Below are 18,019 nucleotides of genomic sequence, written 5' to 3' on the forward strand. Positions count from 1 at the left end.
ATTATTCAAGTTTTGACAACTCAAATAATCTATCATAATCATACCATTATTTTGGAAAATGGTGGAACCAAAGTTGATCTAAAAATCCTGAGAAGAGAAGTAGACTCAACATCACGACATTAAACGTGATAAAGATCCCAAGTGCATGCGTCCATTTATTATCAGGTAAGGGTGGCTGCCCATTTTTTTTGCGTGTCTTATTGATTGTTTTCTTACGACGAACCCACCAGTCATTGATGATTAATCCAATGCCATGAAAGATACCGTAAGCAATATAGTACCAAGTCACACCGTGCCAAAATCCCATGATTGTCATGTTTAATAGATAGGCCACACTTGATGTTGTATTTCTATTTTTAAAGATTTTCCGCTTCATTATGACATAAACAAGTCTCATGAAAACAAAATCTCTAAACCAGAAACTCAAAGACATGTGCCAACGATTCCAGAAATCCTTTAAATCTCTAGCGATAAAAGGCTTATTAAAATTGACAGGTGTTTTAATCCCCATTAAATAAGAAACACCAATCGCAAATAAAGAATAGCCTGCAAAGTCAAAGAATAAATAGAAACCATAGGCATACATGACTAAAAGTGTCTGCCAATTAAAAAGTCCACCAGCATGTAAAGCAAATTGTTGCGCATTTGGCAAAAGTAAATCACCAAAAATATGTGCCATGATAAACTTGTAAAATGCCCCTAACATCAGTGACCAAACCGCTTTTTCAATCATGGATAAATAAACATCCCGGCTAGGAGGGTTAAGGTAATCATCATTAAAACGACGGAAACGATCAATCGGCCCAGATGAAATCGTAGGCATAAAAATCATAAAGCGAAAGAATGGCCAAAAAGTAACAGCTTTTAATTCGCCATCACGCATTTCCATAATCATGGCAACAGACCTAAATGTCAAGTAAGAAATACCAAGAAAGCCGAGTAGAGAATTGACACCCAGTACGGCAGGCATGACCTTAACGATCATTAAGGGTAAAAGTGATATGGTGACGCTGAAATAGAAAACCCATTTATTATCCGCCTTTTGACGATAAGTTTGATAAGCAAAAACAACAATCACTTGCCAGACAAGATAGAAAATTAAAGCGAAGAACTGTTGATATTTTGCCCCACCAAACATTAGGCTGATAAAGGCTACCGAAATAAGACTTTCATAAATTGGCAATCTCCGACGGAAAAACAACGCAATGATAATTGGTAGCAAAGCAAGTATCAGAATACCAAAATACTTAGGTGTCCCATAAGGCTGCCAATTAGGCAGAGATTGTATAAACTCGCTCATTAATCATTCACCTCTGCAATCAAAGCTTTAATATCAATCTTGCCATTAGGTGTAATTGGTAGTGATTCCCGATAAATGAAGCGGGATGGCATCATGTAAGACATCATCTCATTTTCGAGTTCAGTTTTGATAGCCTTGGTTAATTGCAAGTCACGTTCAAAGCCGTCTCTAGCCCCAGGTTTAAGCACAATATAAGCCAATAGCTGATGAACTTTATGTTGCTCATTATAACGAGGTACAGCAACCGCAGAGGTAACATATTGAGAAAGATTTAGAACATGCGCCACTTCTTCCAATTCAATTCGGTACCCATTCAGCTTAATTTGAAAATCCATGCGACCACGATAATGTAGCATGCCTGACGCATCAAGTAACCCTAAATCACCAGTATGATAAGCTTTTTGACCATTCAGCTCAAAGAAAGACTGCGCTGTTTTTTCAGGATTATTGATATAACCTTTGGAAACAGCAGGACCAGTCACGACGATTTCGCCTTGTTCGCCAGGTTTCAAAATCTCACCTGCCTCATTGAGGATAAAAGTCGGTGAATCAGCCTTAATATAGCCTATTGGCAGACGATCCGATTTATCAATCATCTCATCTGTAATGGTAACAGCAGAAAATGCAACGGTGCTTTCAGTAGGACCAAAAGAATTCACAACTCTGGCATTAGGAAAGCGCTGATGTAATTTACTAGCAGTACCAACGGTTAATTCCTCACCACAGAAGTAAAAGTGAGTGAGACTAGGCATCTTTTTAGCAGAAAAGTCTTCAGAAAGTAATACCATATCAGCAAAAGAAGGTGTTGATACCCAAACTTGAATCGGCAAACTAGGTAACACAGCAAACAAGTCTTTGAAATTTTCAGTTTTCTCTTTAGGAAGTGCATAGAGACAGCCGCCTGCGGCGAGAGCAGGCGCCCAAGACATGACCGATAAATCAAAAGAATAAGGCGCTTGCGCTAAAATTTTAGCTTGTGATGGTAAGTCAAATTCACTTGACTCTAGCGTCCAATTCACAAAGGATAGGAGGTTTGTATGTGAAATTTGAACCCCTTTGGGTTTACCAGTTGTACCAGAGGTAAAGATAATATAGTAAGTCTCATCGCCAGTGACAGGATGTGTCAACTCATACTCAGTAGGTTCTACAAGAACGGCAGATAATTGCGTAGCAGTGACCACAGGAACCTCTGAGATGTCAACTGGCAAAGGATTAATCGCAATCACAGCGCTAGGTTCAGCAATTTCAATAATGTTTGTCAAACGTTCATTAGCTGAATTGACATCAACGGGAATATAAGCATGACCAGATTTTGTCAAACCAACAAAAGTAGCTAGCATCTCATATTCTTGCCCTCCAAAAACCATAACAGGACTCTTTTCAGGTAAGTTTAAACCATCAATATAGGCTGCAATAGTATCTGAGTCTTGTTTAAGTTGTTGGTAAGAATATGTTTGGCCCAATAAATCATAAACAGGTGAATTGGGATTTTGTTTAGCGTGGTGATTAAGTGTTGCAATAAAGTCTGAAACAAACATAGGTAATCTTCTTTCCTTGTGATTAGAATTCGTTATATATAAAGTGACCTTGTCCTTCTCCTGAGTAGTTAAAGAGATATAGCAAGGCGATGATAATCATAAAATAAAATAAACTTTGTAAAATAAATTTGATGACAGGCCATGCCTTTTGTTGAGGCAAGCTCTGAATATATTTAATCAATTTTTAATTCTCCTGTCTTTGAAGTGTCACTTCACCATTTTAACAAGTATTTTACTAAATTGCTACTATTTTTGTGAGTGGACGAGATAAAGATAAGTTGATTATACCAAAGATAAAGCAACCCAATCTTACAAAATAGACTTAAAACTTACAATTTTGAAAGGTTGAGAACATAGAAAAAACGTATCATAATCGATGTGATACGCTCTTATAAACGCTCTACAGTTATTAACTTTAAATAATTAAAGTGGTTTTTTATTGGGCATACCAGCCTTACGAGGGAATTTTTTAGGCGTCTCTTTCTTCTTTTCAACAATAACAAGATGACGCTCATCGCCATTTGGCAAAGCATAATCTAACGTATCGCCCAACTTGCCACCCAAAATTGCGATAGCGTGCTTACCTTCTGAAATCTCATCCAGCATTTGACTCGCCTTTAACGACAGAAGTTTCCCGTCTTTTCTTAAAAATGGTAGTGTCAGCTCGGATAAAACGTTGAGGCGCGCTACTGCACGAGCAGTAACATAGTCAAACTGTCCTCTGTAAATTGGGTTTTGACCAAAATCTTCAGCACGACCATGTAATAAAGTGACAGAAGTCGCATCGAAATCAAGTTTATCTGATAGTGCTGCTAAAAACTTAATCCGTTTATTTAAAGAATCAATGATTGTCACCTGTAATTCAGGATAGATGATTTTCATTGGAAAGCTTGGAAAGCCAGCCCCGGCTCCAATATCTAGTAATTTAATCGGTGAATTATCAATCACGCCATATAAAATTGGTGCAATTGAATCATAGAAATGTTTGAGATAAACGTCATTTTCATCGGTGATAGCTGTTAGATTAATCTTTTCATTTTCACTGACTAGAAACTCAAAATAAGTCTTAAATTGTGCTTTCTGAGTATCAGATAATTGAATGTTAAAGGTTACTAGCGAGCTATAAAAATCTTCTGGAGTCATAATTGTCTTTCTAGTAGGTCTTTTGTAATCTGACGAATATCAGATTTGACAGGTTTATTGGGTAATTTCTCGATAAGTTTGAGTGCAGTTGCAGTGTATTGGCGAGCCAAATCATGCGTTTTTTGTAGGGCATTTGTGTGTTGGATAATCTTAAAAACAGCATCAAAATTTTCTTGATTTAAAAAGTCAGCAACTCGTTTATCCGCTGCTAGGGCAAATAGAACCGGTGCAGAATAAATACCTTGCTGCATATCTGCTAGAACTGGCTTACCAAGTGTTTCACTATCAGCTGTATAATCAAGATAATCATCCATAATTTGAAAAGCTATCCCGATATTGAGACCAATATCATAAGCTAGTTGTGCTAATTTATAGGCGCCATCAGCAAATGGCGCAACGGCACAAGCTTGCGCGAACAGTTCAGCGGTTTTGCCTGAAATATTATCAATATAGTCATCAATCGTCTGCTCAGTATTAAATTTTAGATTCATTTGACCAAGTTCGCCATTGAGTAATTTTTCCATGGCATCAATGCGTTGAGATAAATTAGACAAGTCTAGGGCATGTTGAATCATCAATTTAAAAACAGCAATAAAGAGATAATCACCTGCGTAAACAGCAATTTCAGAACCGTAAAGATGTGAAATCGTTGGGACACCGCGACGTGTTTCAGCCAGGTCAATCACATCATCATGAATCAGGGTAGCCGTATGCAACATTTCGATAGAACTAGCTAATGCGATTTTTTTATCTGATTCCAAATGCGTGAACTCAGAAAATAGTAAAAGATAGGCAGGACGAAGTCGTTTGCCACCAGATGCTAATAAGTCTAAAATCGCAGCTTGTGTCTTAGGATTTTTGACATGAATGGCAGCAGTCATCATTTGCTGTACTTTTTTAAGTTGTTTTGAAAGATAGGGATAGGGCGTCCAAAAGGTCATGTGTGTGTCATCCAACTTTTATTTTCTTTTACCAATAAAGCATTGATAGGTTTAATTTTATAGAGTAATGCATTGCCTGCTACACCGATGAAAAAACCAGCTAAGAGGCCGAAAATGGCTAACCAAGGTAAATAAAGCAGAACAGCAGGTGTCTGGGCAATCCAAGTCGCCATGAGTAATTGCCCAACATTATGAAAAAACCCACCGACTAAGGATACACCAATCAAACTAATCAGTTTCGGTCCTAATAATTTGATGAGATACATCGCCAATAATGACAGAAAACCACCAGCCATGCTATATAGAAAAACTGAAAAGCCAGTGAAGAGAGCAGTTAGTAGTAGTTTGAGCACCATTAAGATAATGACATCAGACTTTTTTAATGTAAAAATTGCGATTAAGACGACTAGATTGGCAAAACCAAATTTAGCACCTGGAGCAAAAGCAAAAGGAGAAGGAAATATAGATTCGACAATTCCTATAATGGTTGCTGTCGCTGTTAATAAAGCAATATAGACAAGTCGATGCAAATGTTGTGTGTTCATTAGTAATCTATTATCCTATTTCCGTTGTCATTATCATTACCAGAATGTATAACCTCAATGACAAGTTTATGTGGCAGACAAACTATTGTCTGTCCGGTTTTATTAATAAAGCCTTTTCTAACGCAGATTTGGTCGCCACAGTTGGCATAGACGATAGCAATACGACCGTCTCGCACTTCTATTTTATTAATATCACCACCATCATCTTGATAAGTGTAGGTTTGATTTTTTGTTAAATCAAATGTCTTAATGACCTGACTATTCACCCGTAATTGTGCTTGATGGCTAATGGTTTGCTTGCCACCTAATAGCAGAAATGGTGTAAAACTTGCAATCATCAAAATGATGACGAGGACAAAATCCAGCGGTTTCATCTGGAAGGCTTTGATTGAAGTTAAAATATGCTGAAACTTACCTTTGGTTGTTTTCATTATCATATTTTATCATTTTTAAAGATGTTTTGCATAACTTGGCGAAATAAAAAGATGGTTTAGTGATGTTAGACATTTTAAAATCAGAAAAACGTTCCAGTATCAGAACGTTTTTTAGTAGTAATGACTATTTTTTGGCTGATGTCGTTTTAGTAGCAGCCAAGTCAGCTTTTTCAAGCTCTTTTCCTTTTTTAATGATGTAATCGTGTAGGTCTTTTTTGATTTGTGGATGGCCGAGACCATATTCAATCGTCGTTTCAACAAAACCAAATTTATCCCCGACATCATAACGGCGGCCAGTGAATTCACGAGCAAAAACGCGTTGCGTTTTATTAAGTGTCTCAATGGCATCTGTCAATTGAATTTCATTACCGGCACCCGGTGTTTGATTTTCCAAAATATTGAAAATTTCAGGTGTCAAGAGGTAACGTCCGATGATTGCCAAATCGCTAGGGGCATCCGCAACAGCAGGTTTTTCTACAAAGTTAGCAACATTATAGAGACCTTTTTCGACCTCACCTTCAGGCGCAATCACACCATATTTGTCAACGTCTTGATGCGGTACTTTCATGACAGCAATTGTAGAAGCGTGTGTTTTTTCATAGTCATTAATCAGTTGTTTTGTCAATGGTAGCTCAGATTCCATCAAATCATCACCAAGCATAACGACAAATGGTTCTTCACCGATAAATGATTTAGCTTGAAGAACAGCATGCCCTAACCCTTTAGGATGACTTTGACGAATGAAGTGAAGGTTAATATCTGTCGTTTCTTCAACAAGTTTCAGTAGATCTTCCTTGCCTTTTTCTTTAAGTGCCATTTCAAGTTCAATATTTGAGTCAAAATGATCTTCAATTGGTCGTTTTGCTTTACCAGTGACAATTAGAATATCTTCAATACCAGATTTTAATGCCTCCTCAACGATAAATTGAATCGTTGGTTTATCCACAATTGGTAACATTTCTTTGGCGAGTGCTTTAGTAGCTGGTAAAAAACGCGTGCCGAGTCCTGCTGCCGGGATAACAGCTTTACGAACTTTTTTTGTTAAGCAATCTTCATTCATTTTAGTTCAATCCTTTTATTTCTATAATATATTCATTTTCGGGACGACCTTCACGACGCATGAGTTTGATGATACTTTCCCGAATATCCGCATTTTTATATATCACATTATAAATTGTATCAACGATCGGCATATCAACAGATAACATTTCTGCTAATTCATGTGCTACTTTTGTAGTTGACACACCCTCGATGACCATCCCCATGTTTGCCTCAATATCTGAGAGTTTTTCACCTCGACCTAAAGCATCACCAGCACGCCAGTTTCGTGAGTGGATGGAAGTACCAGTAACAATCAAATCACCAACACCTGATAAACCGATGTAGGTCATAGGATTGGCACCCATTGCAACCCCGAGACGTGTAATTTCGGCAAGACCGCGTGTAATGATGGCAGCCTTGGCATTATCACCAAAACCGAGACCGTGCAAGGCACCAGCCCCCACCGCAATGACATTTTTAAGTGCCGCAGCCGTTTCAACACCGATGACATCATCATTCGTGTAAAGTCTGAAGTAGTCGTTGCTGAAAAGTCCTTGAACATATTGGGCATCTTCAAGATTTTTAGAGGCTGCAGTAATCAGGGTTAAATCACGAACTATTGTTTCCTCTGCGTGAGAAGGACCTGAAACAACAACAATTTCAGAGCGTAAGTCAGTCGGGATTTCTTCTTCTAAAATCGTTGAGATGCGCTCATGTGTGCCTTGCTCCAATCCTTTAGAAGCGTGCATGACCACGACTTTGTGATCTAAAACTTCAGCGACTTGTTTAGCGACGAGTCGGGTTACTTTAGTTGGCACAACAAACAAAATGGCATCAATATCCGAAAGTGCGGCAGAAAGATTATCGTAACCAGTAATTTTATCATCTAAAACAACATCGCTAAAATAACGTTTGTTGGTATGTTTTTCATTAATTTCATTAATTTGTTCAGGAACATTTCCCCAAATTCGAACTTCATGACCATTATCATTGAGAACTTGTGAGAGTGCAGTTCCCCAAGAACCAGGGCCTAAGACGGCAATTTTCTTTTGAGTCATAATACCTCCAATTTTAAGATGTTGAGGCGGCTTAGCTCCGTAGAAATTAGGGTATTGCCGTAAGCGAACGTAGTTCGTGCAGACAAAATATATTTTTCCCCAGGAGTTAGGAGCCGAAACTCAATTTGTATTCTTTATCATTTTAGCACATTCGAATTAAAAAATCATACTCTAGACTGAGAATTGCACAAGAAAATATGATAAAATAGAGTTATGAAATTAATAACAATATTGATAATAATAGCGGTGGTGCTCGTTTTGTGGCTGATACATGATTATAAAAAAGAGAAAAAGAACCCAAGTTTAATTGAAACATATCATGAAAAAGGGTTGTCGGATCAAGACATCACCATTTTTCGTCAAACAATGCAAGATGCTAAGGCACAAATAAAAAGTTGGGAAACAGCAGTTAAGCATGATTCTGAGCTACAAATCATCGAAAATGTAACTGGTGGTTTGAAGAGTGCTAAAAAACTATTTCAACTTATTGTTAAGCATCCCAAAATGGCTTTGACAAATCATGATTTTCTTTATAAACAATTACCAACTATGGTTGAATTGACTGAAACTTATGACAATGTTAAAAGTGTTGATAGAATCGATCAGGATTTAAAAATCGAAAGTCAAAAGGTGATTCGAAAATTATCTGAAAAAATTGCGAAAACGTATGAATTAGAGTTGTCTGATGATATTGAAAAAATAAAAGATGAGGTAGAAAATGGCTAATGATATTTTGGATGATTTAATGACTGCTGACCAATCCATCACAGTAGAAAATCCACTTGCACAAAGTCCGACATCCGAAAATGCTGTTGCGACATTGTCGGAAGAAGAGTTAGGCAAAGCAAAAGAATTGTCTAAGTCTCTTGATGAAAATAATTCCCAGTCTGTTATTGAATATGGCTCTCTTGCACAGAAAAAGATTGGTGATTTTTCACAGTCTGTTTTAAACAAAGTACAAGCTAAAGATTTAGGTGAAGTAGGTTCAGCACTTACTGATTTAATGTACCAGTTGCAAGAATCTAATCCGAATGATCTCGTGGCTGAAGATCCAGGCTTTTTTAAAAAGATGTTTGGCAAAGTGAAAAAATCAATTTTCGAGGTGACACAAAAATATCAAAAATTGGGTGCTGGTATTGATAAAATATCAATTAAATTGACACATGAATATAAAGGTCTGTTGGAAGACAATAAAACTTTAGAAACACTCTATGCTGAAAACTTAGATTATTTTCATGCGCTCAATGTTTATATTGCAGGTGCAGAGTTGAAAATAAAGGAACTTGATGAAACAGTCATTCCACAAGCAAAGATTGAAGCTGAAAACACGCCAGATAATGCGATTGCCGTTCAAAAGATTTCTGATCTTGAAAGCTATAAAAATCGTCTGGATAAACGTCAATATGATTTAAAACTAGCGCGTCAAATCACAATTCAACAAGCGCCTCAAATTAGAATGATCCAAAATACCAATCAGGAACTAGCTGAAAAGATTCAAACATCAATTAATACAGCTATTCCTTTATGGAAGAATCAGGTTGCAATTACGCTGACACTTTTGAAACAAAAAGATGCTTTAACTAGTCAGCGTATTGTATCAAGTACCACCAATGATTTGTTAACTAAAAATTCTGAGATGTTGAAGCAATCTTCTATTGAAGCTGCACGCGAAAATGAACGTGGGGTGGTCGATATTGAGACACTTAAAACGACTCAGGCTAATTTAATTGAAACGATTCAAGAAACAATGAATATTCAGCGTGAAGGGGCAATCAAACGCCGTCAAGGTGAAGTTGAATTGGCACAGCTCGAAGAAGAGATTAAAACAAAATTATTGGCATTATCCAATAAAACAAAAAACGAGTAATCCTTGCTCGTTTTTTTGTTTGTAATTCTAAATTGGACTATACCATTTTTGACAAAGTAATGAAAAAGATGTAAAATAAAGAAAAGCGTATTTAAAGAAAGAATGAGGTAAACTCAATGACAACTTACTATATCAAGGCAGACAAATTTTTCTATCCCTATGAAGTTAAAGTGGGTGGCTATTTAGAAGTCACTTCGAATGGCAAATTCGGTAAACATACGATGCAAGTACCGGTCAATGGTGAAATTTTAGACTATAGCGGTAAATTTATTGCACCAGGACTTGTAGACACACATGTGCATGGCTATGCAGGAGCTGATGTTATGGACAATGACAAGGATGGCATCGTTCATACAATGAGTGATGCTCTCTTGTCAACTGGTGTGACATCATTCTTACCAACTGCTTTGACAGCAAGTTATGAACAATTGCGCGATATCTGTGAAACAATTGGTGAACATTACACAGAAGCATCAGGGGCTAAAATTCAAGGGATTTTCTTTGAAGGGCCTTATTTTACTGAAAAATACAAAGGAGCACAAAACGCAGCTTATATGCGTAATCCAAGTTTCGAAGAATTCGAGGGATGGCAAGCAGCTGCTAAAGGAATGTTACTTAAAATCGCTGTTGCGCCTGAGCGTGATGGCGTCGAGGATTTCATCTCTAGAGTAACAGCAACTGGTACGAGAGTTGCCTTAGGCCATTCTGACGCGACGTATGAACAAGCGGTTCGTGGTGCAGAGGCTGGTGCTAGTATCTGGGTTCATGCCTACAATGGTATGCGTGGTTTGACTCACCGTGAGCTTGGTATGGTTGGTGCTATCTATGAAATTCCACATACTTATGCTGAGTTAATCTGTGACGGTCATCATGTCCATCCAAAAGCCTGTGATATTTTGATGAAACAAAAAGGACACGACCACGTGGCATTGATTACTGACTGCATGCGTGCTGGTGGTGAACCGGATGGTGATTACATGCTAGGTGAATATCCAGTTATTGTGGAAAATGGTACTGCACGTTTGAAAGACGGCGGTAATTTAGCAGGGTCTATTTTAAAACTTAAAGATGGTCTTAAAAACGTTGTCGAATGGGGTATTGCATCACCAGAGGAAGCCGTTATGATGGCATCTTTGATTCCTGCAAAATCAGTTGGTATTGATGACAAATGTGGTCGAATTAAGCCAGGTTTTGCAGCTGATTTCATCGTACTTGAAGATAACTTTGACTTATCAGCCACTTATTTGAATGGTAAATTGGTTTATCAAGCATGAGTTTTCAATTGATAAAAATTAAACGTTATTGCTTATGTTGTTGACCTATTATCAACAGCAGAGCAAAGATATTAACTAGGGAGAGCGTTAAGGCGCTTTTTTTAGTTATTGTCAAGGAAAACGTTTTCTTATATTTAGCACTGACAAATTAAGTACAAACGTGGTATAATGATTAAGATAAAAAACTTTGGAGGATTGATACTCAAATGAAACGTATTGCCGTTTTAACCAGTGGTGGTGACGCCCCTGGTATGAATGCCGCTATTCGTGCCGTTGTTCGTAAAGCCATTTACGAAGGTATGGAAGTATTCGGCATTAATTATGGTTATGCTGGTATGGTTGCTGGCGACATATTCCCTTTAACAAGTAGAGGTGTTGGCGGAAAAATTTCACAGGGTGGCACATTCTTGTACTCTGCTCGTTTTCCTGAATTTGCTGAGCTTGAAGGTCAGCTTGCTGGTATTGAACAACTTAAAAAACATGGTATCGAAGGTGTCGTTGTTATCGGTGGTGATGGCTCATACCACGGTGCAATGCGGTTAACTGAGCATGGTTTCCCAGCAATTGGTTTACCAGGCACAATTGACAATGATATCGTTGGTACTGATTATACAATCGGTTTTGACACAGCTGTAACAACTGCTTTAGAAGCGATTGATAAAATTCGTGACACGTCATCTTCTCATAAACGTACGTTTATCGTTGAAGTAATGGGTCGTCATGCTGGAGACATCGCACTCTGGGCTGGTATTGGTGCAGGTGCAGATGAAATTCTTATTCCTGAACAAGATTTTGATGTTAATGAATTGGTTGCATCAATCAAGAATGGCTACAAAAATGGTAAAAACCATAACATCATCGTTCTTGCAGAAGGTGTAATGACCGGTGCAGAACTAGCAGAGAAAATCAAAGCTGCTGGTGATGATAGTGACCTACGTGTCAGCACTTTGGGACATATTCAACGTGGTGGTACACCAAGTGCTCGTGACCGTGTCCTTGCATCATGGATGGGTGCTCGTGCTGTAGAATTACTTAAAGAAGGTCATGGTGGTCTTGCTGTTGGTATTCACAACGAAAAATTGGTCGAAAGTCCAATTTTAGGTACGGCAGAAGAAGGTGCGTTATTTAGTCTTGATAATGGTAAAATCATTGTCAACAATCCTCATAAAGCGAACCTTGATTTATACAAACTTAACAAAGAAATTTCGTCGTAATCAATGACCAATTTTCTTTATTTCACTTGTTAACTTCACTGCGTAAGCAGTATCAGAACACCTCTCTTTTGAGATGTTCATAAATATTGGTGAAAGCCACTTAATTATAGAAGGAGTTCTATCAAAATGAACAAACGCGTAAAAATTGTTGCAACACTTGGACCAGCTGTTGAAATCCGTGGTGGTAAAAAATTCGGTGACGATGGTTACTGGGGTGAAAAACTTGATGTTGAAGCGTCAGCACAAAAAATTGCTGAACTCATCAAAGAAGGCGCAAATGTTTTCCGTTTTAATTTCTCACATGGTGACCATGAAGAGCAAGGCGAACGTATGAAAGTTGTTCGTCGTGCAGAAGAAATCGCTAACCAAAAAGTTGGTTTCTTGCTCGATACAAAAGGTCCAGAAATCCGTACTGAATTGTTCGAAGATGATGCTAAAGAATATGAATATAAAACAGGCGACAAATTACGTGTTGCGACAAAACAAGGCTTGAAATCTACTAAAGATGTGATTGCTTTGAACGTTGCTGGTGGTCTCGATATTTTTGATAACGTTGAAATTGGTCAAACAATCCTTATCGATGATGGTAAACTTGGTTTGACACTTGCTGATAAAGATGCTGCAACTCGTGAATTTAAAGTTGAAGTTCAAAATGATGGCATTATTGCTAAACAAAAAGGTGTTAACATCCCTAACACTAAAATTCCTTTCCCTGCACTTGCTGAACGTGATAATGCAGACATCCGTTTTGGTTTGGAACAAGGATTGAACTTCATCGCTATTTCATTTGTACGATCTGCTAAAGACGTTAACGAAGTACGTGCAATTCTTGAAGAAACTGGTAACACACACGTTCAACTCTTCCCTAAAATCGAAAACCAACAAGGTATTGACAATATTGATGAAATCATTGCTGCCTCTGAAGGTATCATGATTGCCCGTGGTGATATGGGGATTGAAGTACCATTTGAAATGGTACCAGTTTACCAAAAACAAATCATTCAAAAAGTTAATGCTGCTGGTAAAGCTGTTATCACAGCGACTAACATGCTTGAAACAATGACTGACAAACCACGTGCAACACGTTCAGAAATTTCTGACGTTTTCAACGCAGTTATCGATGGTACTGATGCAACAATGCTTTCAGGCGAATCTGCTAACGGTAAATACCCAGTAGAATCAGTTCGCACAATGGCAACTGTTGATAAAAATGCACAAGCACTTTTGAAAGAATATGGTCGTTTGTCTTCTGATAAATTTGACCGTTCTACCGTCACAGAAGTTGTTGCATCTGCAGTTAAAGATGCAACAAACTCTATGGATATCAAATTGATTGTTGCTTTGACAGAGTCTGGTTCAACTGCACGTTTAATTTCTAAATATCGTCCTAATGCTGACATTTTGGCAGTAACATTCGATGAAAAAATTGAAAAATCACTTATGATTAACTGGGGTGTTATCCCAACATTGACTGAAAAACCTGCATCAACTGATGACATGTTTGAAATTGCTGAAAAAACTGCAATTGACTCAGGTCTTGTATCATCTGGTGATAATATCATTATCGTTGCTGGTGTACCAGTTGGTTCTGGCCGTACAAATACAATGCGTATCCGTACAGTTAAATAATTGAATTTAATTTTAAATTCAAGAAAAAGCACGTTTTTGCTAACGTGCTTTTTTGTGGCAAATAAATAGATAGATAAAACGTCTTTTAATGACGTCTTGAAGGGTATGGTAAGAAATGAGATATTTTAAAAAAGTAGTATTTTCCTTGACTTTTATTACACTAGTTGTGAGTTTAACAGCATGTGCAAGTAATACCGCTAAAAAATCAGTCACTAGTCAGTCCAACGTTTCCAAGTCTGGAAAAAAACATCATCTGGATTATGACGACCAAAAAGATTGGAAATTTGAAAGTGGGGACAGCCAATCACCAATCAACATTGACACGACAAAGATAGAAAAGATGACTGATAGTGGCACTATCACTTTGAATTATGCTACTGATTTTGAAAAAGTAGTTGATAATGGCCACTCAATTGAGGCGGAAGTCAAAGGCAATGCGGAAATTAATGGGCGGCAATATAATCTTAAACAGTTTCACTTTCATGCCCCTAGTGAACATGAAATTGATGGCAAACATTATCCGTTAGAAGTGCATTTTGTCAATCAAGCCCAAGATGGTAGAATAGCAGTGATTGCTGCTATGTTTCAGGAGGGTGAAGCAAATGCAACTTTTCAAGCCATTTTAGACCATATTGATGCCGATACGTCAGGAACTATGACATTAAATGATTTGTTGCCAAAAGATCAAGATTACTATCATTATAATGGATCTTTGACAACACCACCGTTAAGCGAAAATGTTGAGTGGTATGTGATGAAACATCCAGTGACATTAAGCACTGAGCAGTTGAAAGCTTTTCGTAAGTATTATGATGATAATAATCGTAAGATTCAAGAGACTAATCATCGTGCTATTTTGTCACATGATGATTGAGGATGAGCTTACTGAAGTATCAAAAGACGCATCAATTGACGCATCTTTTAATATTTTATAAATAAAACGTTTCTATTTTTTGCAGTAACGTGATGGTATTTCCTCCACTTCTTAAAGCTTGCCCCACTTTTTTTCCAAGAGCAGGGTCGTAATCAAAAGTGAGAGGTAGTTGTGTTAGGGTATCTAAAGTAGTACCTAATTTATGCGAAGTGATAAATGGCGCAAATGGTGAGAATGATGGTAAGATAACTGGAAGTTCTGCGGCCAGATAGAGACTCAATTTATGAGGACTATTGAGCTGTTGATAAGCATAATAGTGGGTGTTTTCAGAACTATCTGTATCCCAGACAAGTCCGATGCCATTAGGTAACTCAGCTGGTGCAGTGTCTTGTGGTAAAATGTCTTGAAGTTTTAGAGTGGGCGCTAACTCATCAGATGACCATTTTCTGGGCAGGTTGCCGAAGACTTTAATGGGCAATGTGAAGTTTTTTAGCCAGATGGCTTTTGTTAAGGTTCCAGCGAAAATGAGGTCTTGGGTCAGTTTTCTATCAGGGATTTTAGCATCAGTGAGGTAGTCAAAAAGACCTAAAACAAAAGTCGGAATGGGTATGGCTAGGGCTTCGGCCATTTCAGCAGTGTGGACAACTAGACCATCCGAACGCTTTAGTAGGTTATATTCTCGCTCACTATTTTGACGTTCGGATAGACGTAGAGGTTCAAAATCATGAATTAAGATGATGAACTTTGCGCCAGTTTGTTGAACTGCATTTCGGAAGTTTTCTTCAAACTCTAGAGGGAGATAACTGGGAAATTGGTGGACGACGAGATCAGATGGAGTGAGGTGGGGTGTTAGGTTGTCGGCAACTGTTTCTTGTGTTGCACGCTCAATTTCTATAGTCTTCCAGCCTTGTCTTCTTGCAATTTTTGCAATGTCATCTTTTGGTTTGGTAGCACCGACTGGCATCCAAGGTTCAATTGTATGGGTCATATAATTCATGTCTATATTCTAACATTTTTTGTTGTTTCTGAGATTTCGAAAAAGGCAATTGACTTTATAATATGCGGAAGTTTGATTGCGTAAAGCTATATAAAGCTATATCATGTATTATGATGTCTTGTGTTGCATGATGGTAAAATAAGGCATTTTACGGTATAATTGGATAAGCGAGTTAAAAAAGATGAGGTGATATATGATTGCAGGAATTTGGGCAGAGGATGCACAAGGTTTGATTGGCTCAAAAGGTATTTTACCGTGGTTTTTGCCGAGTGAACTTCAACATTTTAAGCAAACAACTATGGGGCAAGTCATTTTGATGGGACGCAAGACGTTTGAAGGGATGCATAAACGTGTTTTACCCGGACGGACAACGATTGTCATGACACGAGATGAAACTTACCAAGTTGCAAATAAAGCGGTCCTCGTATTTCATAGCCCTGAAGCTGTCCTAAATTGGTATCATGGACAAGAACCAGAGTCTGCAAAAGATTTGTATATCACTGGTGGTGCGGAAATGTTTATCGCTTTCAAAGATTCATTTGAACAACTCTACCGAACGATTATTGCGGGGGAATTTGAAGGGGATACTTATTTTCCAAAAGCGTTAGAAATGACTAATTTTGAAGAAGTATCAAGTGTCACCCACCCAGCTGATGAAAAAAATGACTATGCATTCACAGTCAAACGATATGAGATTAAGAGATAATGGAAAAAACAATATTTGGCGTGTTTACGGCTGTTTTAGCTTGGATTTGTTTAATTTGTGCGGTACAATGTTTTCGTAAAAAGAAATTTGGTTTAGCCATTCTCTTTTTACTGTGTGCCTTTACTAACCTTGTGAATTCAATTCATGCTGTTTATCAGACACTATTTTAAAGGCTCAAATTACCCAAGTTATTGACGTTTAGAAGAGGGAAAATCTAAAAAATGATAATGAATAATGAAATTTTTTGTTCATTTTGTGGTAAATCACAAGATGAAGTTAAGAAGATAATCGCTGGCAGCGATGTCTATATTTGTAATGAATGTGTTGAATTATCAATGGACATTTTGCGTGAAGAATTTAAAGACGAAAGCCAAACTGATGTTTTGGAAAGTAAAACCCCAAAAGAATTATTGGCTGTCTTAAATGAATATGTGATTGGTCAAGATACCGCCAAACGTGCGCTTTCTGTTGCAGTTTATAACCACTATAAACGCATTAACTTTTCGGAAAGCAAGGAAAATGATGATGTTGAGCTCCAAAAATCAAATATTTTGATGATTGGGCCGACTGGTTCTGGTAAGACTTTCTTGGCACAAACTTTAGCGCGTTCACTTAATGTGCCTTTTGCTATTGCTGATGCAACAAGTTTGACTGAGGCAGGTTATGTTGGAGAAGACGTGGAAAATATTCTACTCAAACTTTTACAAGCCTCTGACTATCACGTTGAACGTGCAGAACGTGGGATTATCTATGTCGATGAAATTGATAAGATTGCTAAAAAATCTGAAAATGTCTCCATTACACGTGATGTTTCGGGTGAGGGGGTTCAACAAGCCCTACTAAAAATCATCGAGGGAACAGTTGCAAGTGTGCCACCACAAGGTGGACGCAAACATCCTAATCAGGAAATGATTCAGTTGGATACTAAAAATATCCTCTTTATCGTAGGTGGTGCTTTTGATGGTATAGAAGAAATTGTTAAACAGCGTTTAGGCGAAAAAATCATTGGTTTTGGTGCTAACAACAAGGCATTAGGCGAAAATGACTCCTATATGCAAGAAATTGTGGCTGAAGATATTCAAAAATTTGGCTTAATTCCAGAGTTCATCGGTCGTTTGCCAATTGTTGCGGCACTTGAGCGCTTGACCAAGGATGACTTGGTACATATCCTAACTGAGCCTAAAAATGCACTCGTTAAACAATACCAGCGTCTCCTTAGTTTTGACGATGTTGCCTTAGAATTCGAATCTGGTGCTTTAGATGCCATTGCCGAAAAGGCAATTGAACGCAAAACTGGTGCGCGTGGATTGCGCTCGATTATTGAGGAAGTGATGATGGATGTGATGTTTGAAGTGCCTAGCATGGAAAATGTGACGAAAGTCGTCATTACTGAGGAAGCTGTTCGGGGAACGGAAGAACCTTTAATCTTAGGCGCGTAAACGGCAATTCAAAATGTGA

Annotated in this window: 19 protein-coding genes; 9 read left to right on the forward strand and 10 right to left on the reverse strand. The window is 37.9% G+C overall.

Annotated features, from left to right (window positions below; genetic code table 11):
* Positions 1-46 precede the first annotated feature (46 nt).
* From dltB to RR45_RS02990, 9 genes are all read right to left on the reverse strand, one after another.
* The gene (dltB, locus tag RR45_RS02950) at positions 47-1,300 is read right to left on the reverse strand and encodes a D-alanyl-lipoteichoic acid biosynthesis protein DltB (RefSeq protein ID WP_031365605.1); all 1,254 of its coding nucleotides are present in this window, start codon (positions 1,298-1,300) and stop codon (positions 47-49) included.
* Complete coding sequence (gene dltA, locus RR45_RS02955) at positions 1,300-2,838, reverse strand: D-alanine--poly(phosphoribitol) ligase subunit DltA (protein WP_031365604.1); 1,539 nt, start codon at positions 2,836-2,838, stop codon at positions 1,300-1,302. Before dltA ends, dltB begins: the two co-directional genes overlap by 1 nt.
* A 22-nt stretch (positions 2,839-2,860) precedes the next feature.
* A complete protein-coding gene (locus RR45_RS02960) occupies positions 2,861-2,998 on the reverse strand; it encodes a teichoic acid D-Ala incorporation-associated protein DltX (RefSeq protein WP_040525429.1) in 138 nt (45 codons plus the stop codon).
* 263 nt (positions 2,999-3,261) lie between these two features.
* Entirely contained in the window at positions 3,262-3,981 is a 720-nt protein-coding gene (gene rsmG / locus RR45_RS02965; protein ID WP_031365603.1) for a 16S rRNA (guanine(527)-N(7))-methyltransferase RsmG, read from the reverse strand.
* Positions 3,978-4,922 (reverse strand): polyprenyl synthetase family protein, encoded by a 945-nt coding sequence (locus RR45_RS02970; protein WP_031365602.1) that lies wholly within the window; start codon positions 4,920-4,922, stop codon positions 3,978-3,980. The genes rsmG and RR45_RS02970 overlap by 4 nt, the downstream gene beginning before the upstream one ends.
* Positions 4,919-5,467 (reverse strand): Gx transporter family protein, encoded by a 549-nt coding sequence (locus tag RR45_RS02975; protein ID WP_031365601.1) that lies wholly within the window; start codon positions 5,465-5,467, stop codon positions 4,919-4,921. The genes RR45_RS02970 and RR45_RS02975 overlap by 4 nt, the downstream gene beginning before the upstream one ends.
* A complete protein-coding gene (locus tag RR45_RS02980; protein ID WP_031365600.1) occupies positions 5,467-5,898 on the reverse strand; it encodes a NusG domain II-containing protein in 432 nt (143 codons plus the stop codon). The genes RR45_RS02975 and RR45_RS02980 overlap by 1 nt, the downstream gene beginning before the upstream one ends.
* Positions 5,899-6,025: 127 nt before the next feature.
* Positions 6,026-6,961 carry a UTP--glucose-1-phosphate uridylyltransferase GalU gene (gene galU / locus RR45_RS02985; protein ID WP_031365599.1) on the reverse strand — a complete coding sequence of 312 codons (936 nt, stop codon included), beginning with the start codon at positions 6,959-6,961 and terminating at the stop codon, positions 6,026-6,028.
* Between the two features lies 1 nt (position 6,962).
* On the reverse strand, positions 6,963-8,000 hold the full coding sequence (locus tag RR45_RS02990; protein WP_031365598.1) for an NAD(P)H-dependent glycerol-3-phosphate dehydrogenase: 1,038 nt from the start codon (positions 7,998-8,000) through the stop codon (positions 6,963-6,965).
* 213 nt (positions 8,001-8,213) lie between these two features.
* On the opposite strand from RR45_RS02990, the gene RR45_RS02995 reads away from it, so the two are divergent.
* The 6 genes from RR45_RS02995 to RR45_RS03020 all read left to right on the forward strand — a co-directional run bounded on the left by RR45_RS02995 (position 8,214) and on the right by RR45_RS03020 (position 14,858).
* Positions 8,214-8,726, forward strand: a complete 513-nt coding sequence (locus RR45_RS02995; protein ID WP_031365597.1) for a 5-bromo-4-chloroindolyl phosphate hydrolysis family protein — start codon at positions 8,214-8,216, stop codon at positions 8,724-8,726.
* Complete coding sequence (locus RR45_RS03000) at positions 8,719-9,867, forward strand: toxic anion resistance protein (protein WP_031365596.1); 1,149 nt, start codon at positions 8,719-8,721, stop codon at positions 9,865-9,867. The genes RR45_RS02995 and RR45_RS03000 overlap by 8 nt, the downstream gene beginning before the upstream one ends.
* A 116-nt stretch (positions 9,868-9,983) precedes the next feature.
* Positions 9,984-11,141, forward strand: coding sequence for an N-acetylglucosamine-6-phosphate deacetylase (nagA, locus tag RR45_RS03005; protein ID WP_031365595.1), 1,158 nt, complete (start codon positions 9,984-9,986; stop codon positions 11,139-11,141).
* A 206-nt stretch (positions 11,142-11,347) separates the two neighbouring features.
* Positions 11,348-12,355, forward strand: coding sequence for a 6-phosphofructokinase (gene pfkA / locus RR45_RS03010; RefSeq protein WP_031365594.1), 1,008 nt, complete (start codon positions 11,348-11,350; stop codon positions 12,353-12,355).
* 126 nt (positions 12,356-12,481) lie between these two features.
* Positions 12,482-13,984 carry a pyruvate kinase gene (gene pyk / locus RR45_RS03015; protein ID WP_031365593.1) on the forward strand — a complete coding sequence of 501 codons (1,503 nt, stop codon included), beginning with the start codon at positions 12,482-12,484 and terminating at the stop codon, positions 13,982-13,984.
* Positions 13,985-14,099: 115 nt separating this feature from the next.
* Positions 14,100-14,858 carry a carbonic anhydrase gene (locus RR45_RS03020; RefSeq protein ID WP_072353420.1) on the forward strand — a complete coding sequence of 253 codons (759 nt, stop codon included), beginning with the start codon at positions 14,100-14,102 and terminating at the stop codon, positions 14,856-14,858.
* Positions 14,859-14,913: 55 nt separating this feature from the next.
* Here the strand turns inward: RR45_RS03020 and RR45_RS03025 are convergent, their stop codons facing one another.
* The gene (locus RR45_RS03025) at positions 14,914-15,855 is read right to left on the reverse strand and encodes a glycosyltransferase (RefSeq protein ID WP_072353421.1); all 942 of its coding nucleotides are present in this window, start codon (positions 15,853-15,855) and stop codon (positions 14,914-14,916) included.
* A 193-nt stretch (positions 15,856-16,048) separates the two neighbouring features.
* Here RR45_RS03025 and RR45_RS03030 point away from each other — a divergent pair, with 193 nt between their 5' ends.
* From RR45_RS03030 to clpX, 3 genes are read left to right on the forward strand one after another with little or no spacing between them, the layout of a single operon-like run.
* Complete coding sequence (locus tag RR45_RS03030; protein ID WP_031365590.1) at positions 16,049-16,561, forward strand: dihydrofolate reductase; 513 nt, start codon at positions 16,049-16,051, stop codon at positions 16,559-16,561.
* Positions 16,561-16,731 (forward strand): hypothetical protein, encoded by a 171-nt coding sequence (locus tag RR45_RS11145; protein WP_031365589.1) that lies wholly within the window; start codon positions 16,561-16,563, stop codon positions 16,729-16,731. Before RR45_RS03030 ends, RR45_RS11145 begins: the two co-directional genes overlap by 1 nt.
* 51 nt (positions 16,732-16,782) lie before the next feature.
* The gene (gene clpX / locus RR45_RS03040; RefSeq protein WP_031365588.1) at positions 16,783-18,000 is read left to right on the forward strand and encodes an ATP-dependent Clp protease ATP-binding subunit ClpX; all 1,218 of its coding nucleotides are present in this window, start codon (positions 16,783-16,785) and stop codon (positions 17,998-18,000) included.
* Positions 18,001-18,019 lie beyond the last annotated feature (19 nt).

This window comes from Pseudolactococcus chungangensis CAU 28 = DSM 22330, from assembly GCF_002441885.1.
GTDB lineage: Bacteria > Bacillota > Bacilli > Lactobacillales > Streptococcaceae > Pseudolactococcus > Pseudolactococcus chungangensis.

Bases quoted from the DNA above. Each gene is read 5' to 3' on its own strand.
- dltB (WP_031365605.1), bottom strand. From the start codon at position 1,300: ATGAGCGAGTTTATACAATCTCTGCCTAATTGGCAGCCTTATGGGACA.
- rsmG (WP_031365603.1), bottom strand. From the start codon at position 3,981: ATGACTCCAGAAGATTTTTATAGCTCGCTAGTAACCTTTAACATTCAA.
- RR45_RS02990 (WP_031365598.1), bottom strand. From the start codon at position 8,000: ATGACTCAAAAGAAAATTGCCGTCTTAGGCCCTGGTTCTTGGGGAACT.
- RR45_RS02975 (WP_031365601.1), bottom strand. From the start codon at position 5,467: ATGAACACACAACATTTGCATCGACTTGTCTATATTGCTTTATTAACA.
- RR45_RS02995 (WP_031365597.1), top strand. From the start codon at position 8,214: ATGAAATTAATAACAATATTGATAATAATAGCGGTGGTGCTCGTTTTG.
- pyk (WP_031365593.1), top strand. From the start codon at position 12,482: ATGAACAAACGCGTAAAAATTGTTGCAACACTTGGACCAGCTGTTGAA.
- pfkA (WP_031365594.1), top strand. From the start codon at position 11,348: ATGAAACGTATTGCCGTTTTAACCAGTGGTGGTGACGCCCCTGGTATG.
- clpX (WP_031365588.1), top strand. From the start codon at position 16,783: ATGATAATGAATAATGAAATTTTTTGTTCATTTTGTGGTAAATCACAA.
- RR45_RS03025 (WP_072353421.1), bottom strand. From the start codon at position 15,855: ATGAATTATATGACCCATACAATTGAACCTTGGATGCCAGTCGGTGCT.
- RR45_RS02970 (WP_031365602.1), bottom strand. From the start codon at position 4,922: ATGACCTTTTGGACGCCCTATCCCTATCTTTCAAAACAACTTAAAAAA.
- RR45_RS02980 (WP_031365600.1), bottom strand. From the start codon at position 5,898: ATGAAAACAACCAAAGGTAAGTTTCAGCATATTTTAACTTCAATCAAA.
- galU (WP_031365599.1), bottom strand. From the start codon at position 6,961: ATGAATGAAGATTGCTTAACAAAAAAAGTTCGTAAAGCTGTTATCCCG.
- RR45_RS03020 (WP_072353420.1), top strand. From the start codon at position 14,100: ATGAGATATTTTAAAAAAGTAGTATTTTCCTTGACTTTTATTACACTA.
- nagA (WP_031365595.1), top strand. From the start codon at position 9,984: ATGACAACTTACTATATCAAGGCAGACAAATTTTTCTATCCCTATGAA.
- RR45_RS03000 (WP_031365596.1), top strand. From the start codon at position 8,719: ATGGCTAATGATATTTTGGATGATTTAATGACTGCTGACCAATCCATC.
- RR45_RS11145 (WP_031365589.1), top strand. From the start codon at position 16,561: ATGGAAAAAACAATATTTGGCGTGTTTACGGCTGTTTTAGCTTGGATT.
- RR45_RS03030 (WP_031365590.1), top strand. From the start codon at position 16,049: ATGATTGCAGGAATTTGGGCAGAGGATGCACAAGGTTTGATTGGCTCA.
- dltA (WP_031365604.1), bottom strand. From the start codon at position 2,838: ATGTTTGTTTCAGACTTTATTGCAACACTTAATCACCACGCTAAACAA.